8 protein-coding genes are annotated in these 8,954 nt (G+C 67.8%); 2 read left to right on the top strand and 6 right to left on the bottom strand.

Features of this window, described 5'->3' with window-relative positions; all coding sequences use genetic code 11:
* Positions 1–82: 82 nt before the first annotated feature.
* The gene (mqnP, locus tag FNH08_RS36545) at positions 83–985 is read right to left on the bottom strand and encodes a menaquinone biosynthesis prenyltransferase MqnP (protein ID WP_322726075.1); all 903 of its coding nucleotides are present in this window, start codon (positions 983–985) and stop codon (positions 83–85) included.
* Positions 982–2,439 (bottom strand): menaquinone biosynthesis decarboxylase, encoded by a 1,458-nt coding sequence (locus tag FNH08_RS36540; protein ID WP_152775833.1) that lies wholly within the window; start codon positions 2,437–2,439, stop codon positions 982–984. The genes mqnP and FNH08_RS36540 overlap by 4 nt, the downstream gene beginning before the upstream one ends.
* A 113-nt stretch (positions 2,440–2,552) precedes the next feature.
* Between FNH08_RS36540 and FNH08_RS36535 the strand changes: the two genes are divergently transcribed.
* Positions 2,553–2,870 (top strand): PLD nuclease N-terminal domain-containing protein, encoded by a 318-nt coding sequence (locus FNH08_RS36535; RefSeq protein WP_152775832.1) that lies wholly within the window; start codon positions 2,553–2,555, stop codon positions 2,868–2,870.
* 254 nt (positions 2,871–3,124) lie between these two features.
* Here the strand turns inward: FNH08_RS36535 and FNH08_RS36530 are convergent, their stop codons facing one another.
* The 4 genes from FNH08_RS36530 to FNH08_RS36515 form a co-directional block, all read right to left on the bottom strand.
* Positions 3,125–4,411 carry a glycosyltransferase family 2 protein gene (locus FNH08_RS36530; RefSeq protein WP_322726074.1) on the bottom strand — a complete coding sequence of 429 codons (1,287 nt, stop codon included), beginning with the start codon at positions 4,409–4,411 and terminating at the stop codon, positions 3,125–3,127.
* 442 nt (positions 4,412–4,853) lie between these two features.
* Entirely contained in the window at positions 4,854–6,113 is a 1,260-nt protein-coding gene (locus tag FNH08_RS36525) for a nucleotide sugar dehydrogenase (protein WP_152775830.1), read from the bottom strand.
* A 670-nt stretch (positions 6,114–6,783) separates the two neighbouring features.
* Positions 6,784–7,506: a LamG domain-containing protein gene (locus FNH08_RS53715; RefSeq protein ID WP_322726073.1), complete on the bottom strand. Its 723-nt coding sequence runs from the start codon at positions 7,504–7,506 to the stop codon at positions 6,784–6,786.
* 148 nt (positions 7,507–7,654) lie between these two features.
* Entirely contained in the window at positions 7,655–8,365 is a 711-nt protein-coding gene (locus FNH08_RS36515; protein ID WP_152775829.1) for a bleomycin resistance protein, read from the bottom strand.
* A gap of 113 nt (positions 8,366–8,478) precedes the next feature.
* Between FNH08_RS36515 and FNH08_RS36510 the strand changes: the two genes are divergently transcribed.
* A complete protein-coding gene (locus tag FNH08_RS36510; protein WP_152775828.1) occupies positions 8,479–8,928 on the top strand; it encodes a nucleoside deaminase in 450 nt (149 codons plus the stop codon).
* The last annotated feature ends 26 nt before the right edge of the window (positions 8,929–8,954 follow it).

Here is an 8,954-nt window from a genome sequence, read left to right as displayed (position 1 = left end):
GTCCCAGCGACACGCCGTGCATGCGGCGTGTCGCTGGGACTCAGGATCCAATCGCCCTCTCCGGACCGGTGTACGCCGGGACCTACACGGTGAGCCCACGCACCAACAGATCCAGCAGCGCACACACGAACAACGCGATCCCGATGAACCCGTTGACGCTGAAGAACGCCCTGTTCAGCCGGGACAGGTCGTGCGGCCGCACGATGGTGTGCTCGTACACGAACGCGGCCGCCACGATCAGCAGGCCCAGCCACAGGAACGCGCCCGCGTCGGTCGCCAGCGCGTACCAGACGAAGAGCGCGGTGGTGACGAGGTGGCACGCCCGTGCGCCCCAGATCGCCGCCGGGATGCCGAAACGCGCCGGGACCGACAGGACTCCGGTCTCACGGTCGGAGTCGACGTCCTGGCAGGCGTAGATCAGATCGAAGCCGCCGATCCAGATGCCGACCGCGAGCCCGAGGATCACCGCGTCCCAGGACCACTCACCCGTAATCGCCAGCCAGCCGCCGACCGGGCCCATCGCCTGGGCGAGACCGAGGATGGCCTGCGGGAAGTTCGTGAACCGCTTGCCGTACGGGTAGACCACCATCGGGATCACCGCGATGGGCGCCAGCGCAAGGCACAGTGGGTTGAGCAGGGCCGCCGCGCCGAGGAAGAACACCAGCGCGATGAACGCGCCCGTCCACGCGTGCCGCACCGTCACCGCGCCGGTGACCAGCTCGCGGTGGGCCGTACGGGGGTTACGGGCGTCGATCTCGCGGTCGATGATCCGGTTGGCGGCCATCGCGAAGGTACGCAGCCCGATCATCGCGATCGTCACGAGCAGCAGGCGGCCCCAATGGACGTTCCGGTCCAGCTGGAACATCGCGGTCAGGGAGGCGATGTAGGCGAACGGCAGCGCGAAGACGGAGTGCTCGATCATCACCAGGCGCAGGAACGCCTTGGTACGCCCCGGCTGGGGAAGCGCGGCGGAAGCGGAGGTCACAGCCCGTACTCCTTCCAGCGGCGGTCCACGAGCGCCGCCGTCGGCGGGTCCGACACCACCATCTCCGGCCAGCCCCCGTCCCGCGTGTAGCCCTCCTCGGGCCACTTCCGCGTCGCGTCGATGCCCGCCTTGCCGCCCCAGAACTGCTGGTAGGAGGCGTGGTCGAGGTGGTCGACCGGGCCTTCGACGACGGTCAGGTCGCGGGCGTAGTCCGTGTTGCCGAGAGCCCGCCAGGCGACCTCGTGCAGGTCGTGGACGTCGCAGTCGGAGTCGACGATCACGATCAGCTTGGTCAGCGACATCATGTGGGCGCCCCAGATCGCGTGCATGACCTTCTGGGCGTGCTTCGGGTACTTCTTGTCGATGGCGACGATCGCGCAGTTGTGGAAGCCGCCGGCCTCGGGGAGGTGGTAGTCCACGATGTCCGGGACGATGATCTTGAGGAGCGGCAGGAAGAAGCGCTCGGTGGCCCGGCCCAGCGGCCCGTCCTCCGTCGGGGGCCGCCCGACCACGATGGACTGCAACAACGGCCGCTTCCGCATCGTCACGCAGTCGATGGTCAGCGCGGGGAACGGCTCCTGCGGGGTGTAGAACCCGGTGTGGTCGCCGAACGGCCCCTCCGGGAGCATCTCCCCCGGCTCCAGCCAACCCTCCAGCACCACCTCGGCGTTGGCCGGCACCTGCAGCGGCACCGTCTTGCAGTCCACCATCTCGGTCCGCTTGCCCGCGAGGAACCCGGCGAACAGGTACTCGTCGATGTCGCCGGGGAGCGGGGCGGTGGAGGCGTACGTGACGGCGGGCGGGCACCCGAAGGCGATGGCGACGGGCAGCCGCTCACCCTTCCTGGCCGCCACCTGGTAGTGGTTGCGGCTGTCCTTGTGGATCTGCCAGTGCATGCCGATGGTGCGCTTGTCGTGGCGCTGGAGGCGGTAGAGGCCGAGGTTGCGGACGCCGGTCTCGGGGTGCTTGGTGTGCGTGAGACCGAGGTTGAAGAAGGAGCCGCCGTCCTCGGGCCAGGTGAAGAGGGCGGGCAGGGCGTCGAGGTCCACGTCGTCGCCCTGTAGGACGACTTCCTGCACGGGCGCGTCGCCGGACTTGACCTTCCTCGGCGGTACGTGGGCCATCGCGCCGAGCTTCCCGAATGCCTCGCGCACCCCGACGAACCCGTGCGGCAGCTCGGGCTTGAGCAGGCCGCCGATCCGTTCGCTGATCTCCTCGTACGACTTCAGGCCCAGCGACTTCAGCAGGCGCCGGTCCGTGCCGAAGACGTTCATGGCGAGCGGCATGCTCGAGCCGCGTACGTTCTCGAAGAGCAGCGCGGGGCCGCCCGCCTTGTTGACCCGGTCGGTGATCTCGCCGACCTCCAGGTGGGGGTCGACCTCCACCTTGACGCGCTTGAGGTCGCCTTCCCGATCGAGGGCCCGGAGGAACGAGCGAAGATCGTCGTAAGCCATGGGTCCCAGTATCCGGTACGCACTACTCTGGAGCGGTCACCGGGGGCCGGAAGCCGCCCGGCCCGGCGACGGGCTGTGACTCTCGGCTGTGACTCTCAAGGGGATCGATTACATTGCTTCGGGTGCTGATGATCCTTGTGCCGCTGGCACTGAGCATCTACGCGTTCATCGACTGCATCACCACGCAGGAGAAGGATGTCCGCCACATCCCGAAGCCCCTCTGGGCCATCCTCATCCTCCTCTTCCCGCTGGTCGGCTCGATCTCCTGGCTGATCGTGGGCCGCGACCGCAACAGCACGGCGGGCCGTATGGGCGGCGGCTCCCGCAGGTCCGGGGGTGGCTGGGTCGCTCCGGACGACAACCCCGACTTCCTGAAGTCCCTGGACGAGGACAAGAACCAGGACGACGACCAGAAGCGGGACGAGCCCTGACCCCTGCTGCCTGAGCGGTTGCCCCCTGACGAGCCCCCGAAAGGGGATACCGCGCCCAGGCCGGGGCCGGGGGCAAGTCGAAACCTGGCTCGCATGACGACTGCCCCCGCCGCCTCGCCGATACGATCGGCCTCGACCCACGCCAGCCGCGCGACCTGCACCTTCAGGATGAAACGTGCTCAGTGGCTGGTGACGGGCCGCCGCACTGGCCGTAAAGAGCCTCGGCCGCTCGCTCACCAGCGACCTATGGGCACTCACGTGTTCAGCAGATCCTTCGGCTGCGCACGGTGGCGGCTCTTCGGCAGGGCAGCCTTGGCGGTCAGTCCTCGGGACTGCCACGCGTTGTCACGTAGCTTGAACAGAGCCCAGTAGCGCGTGGGACACAGCAACACGATGTTCATGAACACGGCCGTCGGTGTTCCGACGAGCCACGAACGCCACCTCTGGCGCGCCGTCATGTCCGGCCGCATGAGTACGTACAGACCTGACTGGCCGTACCGGACCACGATATAGACCCCGAGGTAGACCAGGGCAACACCAGGGTTGTTGTACCGGCCGCCCAAGGTCATCAACGTCATCACGAGAGTCCAGGCCAGCATCACGGGGGTGATGACGAGCTGGAGCAAACCGAAGGTCGGTGAGATGAGTTGCTTCACAGACAGCCGTGAGTAGACGAACGGCAGCATCCACCACCAGGAGCGGGCCCAACGCAGGCGCTGACGATAGGTCTTCTTCAGTGTGGTCGGCATATCGGTGACCACGCCGGCCTCGTTGACGGCCACAACCTCGCCGCGCATGAGGGCCCGCAGCGCCAGCCAGCGATCGTCGCCCGTACCGCACTCCACCTCGTAGGCATCCAGGTGGTCGTAGAGCAGCTCGGCTCGGTAGAGAGCAAGTGCGCCCGACGTGGTTTCCAGCGCTCCCAGCATGGAACGTGAGGACCGCATCATCACGCACGAGGTACCGATGTCGATGTCCGCAGCCCTGGAGACCCAGGTCTCCTCGAAGTTGCGGATATAGATCATTCCAGTGGTGGCCTGAATCTTCGGATTGCTCATGGCCCGGAGCTGGTGCTCCAGCGCATCCGGGAAAGGCTCGCCGTCCGAGTCGATGGTGAGAACGAAGTCGAAGTGCTTGCCCTGCTCCTGAAGGTGGCGCAGCACCGTGACCTGGGCTCCGCGCTTGCCCTTGTTCTCCTGCCGATGCCAGAAGACCTGGGGGTGTTCGAAGGGCTCCACGGGGTGCTGCTTCGAGCCGTCGTCGATTACGTGGATCTCATCCACGGGATGCGTCTGAGCCAGCAGCGACCACACCGTTCGGTGCAGGTTCTCCGTGGGCTCCTCGAACGCGGGGATGATGGCCACCGTCCGGCCAGGAGCCACGGGCAGGTGCGTGAAAGACCGGCCCTTCAGGAACGAGACCAGACAGAGCACGATCACCATCATGCCCAGCCACCAGTAGAACGTCAGGATCGGGCTTTTCGATTGGAGATGCACCACCACGGTGGCAGCGGCCAGAGCCGCCACCACCACGGTAGTCACCACGGTGAACCTGACCCGTGATGAAGTAATCAAGCGGTCACCCGCTGACCGCGAGTCGCCAGGCGGAACGCCACGACGCCGCTGATCACAAGGAGCATGGCCGCTAGCACGATCCACCCCAGAGCTGTTCCGCCCGTTGCCGCCAGCGCTGCTCCCCCGGTGGCCGTACCGATCGCGGCGCCCACACCGTTCTGTCCGTACACGTTTACCTCTTTCCCGGGCGTCAGAGACGCCCGACGTTGTCGCGGGCCACAAGGCGCCGCGTATGTCCAGCACTTGGGTCACCTCGTCGGCGACCTTCGTGCCGTCGAATACGTCGTGGGGCATCAGCGGCTCCACGGCGTCCTGGTTCTCGACATGAATGGGATCTTGCTGTCTCATCCATGTCGTCCAAGTGAGGTCGGGGCGTCCAGGACGCCCTTCTCGGCGGGGCTTCTGTGCTCTAGAGCCGCTCGACGTGCGGGGCTGTCGCCATGACGCCACGGGTGTCGAGTACGTAAGCAGCCTCGGCAGCGAGGTGGGTGAGATCGAACTCGCGGTGCGGCGTGAGCAGGACGACCGCGTCAAAGTCTGCGACGGTCATGTTCTTCTCCCCGGCAGCGAAAGGGATCTCCCTGAAGCCACCGTCCGGCAGGTATGGGTCCACGACAGTGACTTCCGCGCCCATCGCGCGCAGCCGTTCGATGACCTGTACGGCCGGGGACTGGCGGGCATCCGCCGTGCCGGGCTTGTAGGCGGCGCCGAGGGCGAGGATACGGGCGCCGTGCACGCTGCGGCGGAAGCGTCGGTTCAGGGAGTCCTGCAGACGGCGCACGACGTAGTCGGGCTGGCTGTCGTTGATGTCCTGGGCGAGCTCGATCAGCCGGAAGGTCTGCCCGTGCCGCGTCTTGACGTGGTGGCTGAGGTAGACCGGGTCGATGGGCAGGCAGTGTCCGCCGACGCCGGGTCCGGGCAGGAACTTGGTGAAGCCGAACGGCTTGGTCGCTGCCAGGTCCAGGGTGTGCCACACATCCACACCGAGGGTGTGTGCCATCCGCGAAAGCTCGTTGACCAGCGCGATGTTGACGTGCCGGTAGGTGTTCTCGAACACCTTGGCCAGCTCCGCCTCCTCCAGGCCGGAGGCCGGGACGGTGACCCCGATGGCGGAGTCGTAGAAGGCTTTCACTCGCTTCAGGCACTCATCGGTCAGACCGGAGACGATCTTCGGGGTGTTCTCGAGCCGCCACACGTCGTTGCCGGGGTCGATGCGCTCGGGGCTGAAGCCGACGTGGAAGTCACTGCCCGCCGTCAGACCCGACCCCGCTTCGAGCAAGGGGATGAGCACTTCGCGGGTGGTCCCGGGATGCGTGGTCGACTCCAGGACCACGGTGGCGCCGGGTTCCAGGTGCGCGGCCAGCACGCGGGCCGCCTCCCGCACGCAGCTGAGATCCGGCGCACGGTCGGTCAGCGGCGTCGGCACGGTGATGACTGCCACGTCGAAGCCCTTGAGGTCCTCGGGGTCCGATGTCGGCGTGTAGCTACCGGTGCGAAGCGCGGCCTGAAGACGACCGGAGTCGATGTCCTCGATGTAGGACGAACCGGCGGCCAGCCGGCTGCAACGGTCCTCGTCGGGCTCGTAGCCGACCACGGTGTGCCCCGCCTCGGCTGCCCGCAGGGCCAAGGGCAGGCCGACATAGCCCTGCCCGAGAACGCAGATGTTCATGGTGGTTTCCCTCACCTCAAGCCGGCCCGCGGCGTACGCGGACCGGTGAATCGACGCCCCTGAAGTGCGGCCGCTGTCCTGACCGGACAGACGCCCGCGGCGTCGGCTGCTGCATTGGTTTGCGGTGCGGGGCCGGCTCTTTGCTGAGACCCCCCGTTGGGTTGCAGCAGACGTCCCGTAAATTCACCGCCGTCTCGACGACCGGTTCAGGCCCCCTGCCCGAACGTGCGCCAGACGCGCACATCGATCTTCACAACTCCCCCTCATTCCCGTCGTCAAGAGTTCAATATTATGGCGGGAAGAGGAACCCTTGTGACCGATCCGGGATCTGTGATGTATGTCGCTGCTCACTTTTCTCGCACTGCCTGACCGTCAGTGACCAAGCTTTGGCCAGGACTTGTCCGCACCTGGACGCGGTAAGGCAGCCCTTTGTCGGTGGGGCGTCAGCCGTAGCCACGCCACATCGGAGCTGCGGCCGGTGGCTTGAATCGATCTTCACACTTCCCCCTGACATGCTCATCTTCCAGGCTTCGACGCGCCGTCAGGGGGACTGCGAGACGGCGGCGGTCACGTGCAGGGGTTCGCTAATGGAAACCATTGCATTCCTGAATTGCATGCACGCCCCTACGCGCGCCCCTGTACCACCGGGTACGCGCTCCGGTGCTCAGGTTCAGGTCAGGTTTTTGATCTGGGGTGTGGTGAGGGGCCGTTGGAAGGCCCGGACGTCCCTGATGGCGCCGGGGAAGAAGTCGCTGGCCTGCCCCAGGTGGCTGGCGCGGCCGATCATGAGGGCGCCGGTGGAGATGGTCGGGTTGGTGTCGTCCACCGCGGCCTCCTGGACGCCGTCGACGTAGAGCCGCATCTTGCGGCCGGGGCCGTCGCAGACACCGACCAGGTGCGTCCATGTGCCCACGGCGGGGGTGGTGTACGACACCGCGCGCACGCCGGGGCGGGCGAAGGCCCACCGGTTCTCCTCGACGGAGTACTGGAGGTAGAAGCCGCTCACCTTGGTGGCGTCCTGGCTCACGGCGGTGGCGAAGAAGCCCGGCTTGGCGGTCAGGAGCACCCAGGCCGAGACGGAGAAGCTGCGGCCGGGGCCGGTCTTCAGGGCCGGGCCCCTGGTGACGATCTGGCTGCCGGTACCGTCGAACTCGGCCGCGCCACCCTTGCCCGCACGCCAACGGACACCGGTCGCCGTGCCGTTGCGGCCGCCGACGGTGTCCCGTGCGATCGAGCCGGAGGCTTCGTCGAGCGGCCAGGCACCGACCGGTTTCGGGCGCCCCCCCGGCGGCGCCCGGCGCGGCGGGCGGGGTGGGCAAGGCGTTGCTGCCGCTCGCCTCCTTGCCCCGGCCGGCCTCGTAGGCGGCGGGCCGGAGGAACCAGGTCCCGACACCCGCCCCCGCGGCGGCGACCACTGCGGCTCCCGACAGCAGCAAAGGGGCCGTCGACGACCGAGGAGTCGAAACCCCGTACGGGATATGGCTGTTCCGAACACTCGGGCGCGCGAGCCGGGCGGTCCGGGCCGCCGGAGAGCTGCCGCTTCACGTCTCTTGCGCGCGCAGTTCTCCGAGGCGGGCGAGGTCGTCGCGCACCGCGTCCCGCTCCTCGGCGGTGAGAGGGACGGCGGCCGCCTCGGCGAGCGCGGACGTGGCAGTCTCGTCGTCGCCGAGGCGCCCGGCGACGTCAGCGCGCAGCACCAGGAGGCGGAACAGTTGCACGGGCGTGGGGCGCGCGTCCGCCCCGCGCAGCACACGGTCGATGATCTTCGCCGCCCCCGCGGGGTCGTCCTTCGAGCCCGCGAAGTTGGACGCGTGGTGCAGGGCCCGGGCGAACGTCTCCTCGGGGGCGGGCCGGTGGTGCTGGTCCTCGCTCCACGGCTGCCCGACGCGGACGCAGTTGCCGCCGGGGTCGCTCATGAGGAACTGCCGCATACCGTGTGTCGTGTCCTTGAGCGCTCCGATGCGCGGCAGCCCGCGGGTCGGCACCTTTCCGTACGCGGCCTTCAGGCCGGCCCGGAAGGCCTCGTACAGCCCGTCGACGTCATCGGTCACGACATAGCAGGTGCTGTAGGACTGCTCGGGCTCATAGCGCTTCATACCGAAGAACTGGAGCTGGATGCCACCGCGTTCGACGACCGCGTACGGGTTGGGCTTCTTCTGCTCGAAGGTCACCTCGAATCCGAGGGCACGGTAGAAGTCGAGGACGGGCTGGAGGGTCTGACACGGCAGGATCGGAATCATCGTCTCGGCCATGCGGGACACTCTAGTCAAGTTTGACCAACCCCACCCCCGATTATTGCCTCACCTATTGCCTCGCTCATGGACCGGGAGGAGTGGACCCACGGAGGAGGCGGGAAGGTAAGGGCATGGATCACGCACAGGCACGCATCTGGCTCGCCACCGCCGTCGCGGAGGCGCGTGCCGGTCTCGCCGAGGGCGGCATCCCGATCGGCGCGGCCCTCTACGGCGCGGACGGCACCCTCCTCGGACGCGGCCACAACCGCCGCGTCCAGGACGGCGACCCCTCCCTGCACGCCGAGACGGCCGCGTTCCGCGCGGCGGGCCGCCGGCGCACGTACCGGGGCACGACGATGGTGACGACACTGTCGCCGTGCTGGTACTGCTCGGGTCTGGTACGGCAGTTCGCCATCTCACGGGTCGTCGTCGGTGAGGCGGAGACCTTCCACGGCGGCCACGACTGGCTCGCGGAACACGGCGTGGAGGTCGTGCTGATGGACGACCCCGAGTGCGTGGCGCTGATGCGCGACTTCATCGAGAAGAACCCGGACCTGTGGAATGAGGACATCGGTGACTGAACCCGCGGCCCCCAGCAGCTCAAGCC

The sequence above is a fragment of the Streptomyces spongiae genome, assembly GCF_009377185.1.
Lineage (GTDB): Bacteria > Actinomycetota > Actinomycetes > Streptomycetales > Streptomycetaceae > Streptomyces > Streptomyces spongiae.
The sequence above is the reverse complement of the archived record's forward strand: the minus strand, read 5'-3'. Positions and strand labels throughout refer to the sequence as shown.

Bases quoted from the DNA above. Each gene is read 5' to 3' on its own strand.
- FNH08_RS36510 (WP_152775828.1), top strand. From the start codon at position 8,479: ATGGATCACGCACAGGCACGCATCTGGCTCGCCACCGCCGTCGCGGAG.
- FNH08_RS36540 (WP_152775833.1), bottom strand. From the start codon at position 2,439: ATGGCTTACGACGATCTTCGCTCGTTCCTCCGGGCCCTCGATCGGGAA.
- FNH08_RS36515 (WP_152775829.1), bottom strand. From the start codon at position 8,365: ATGGCCGAGACGATGATTCCGATCCTGCCGTGTCAGACCCTCCAGCCC.
- FNH08_RS36525 (WP_152775830.1), bottom strand. From the start codon at position 6,113: ATGAACATCTGCGTTCTCGGGCAGGGCTATGTCGGCCTGCCCTTGGCC.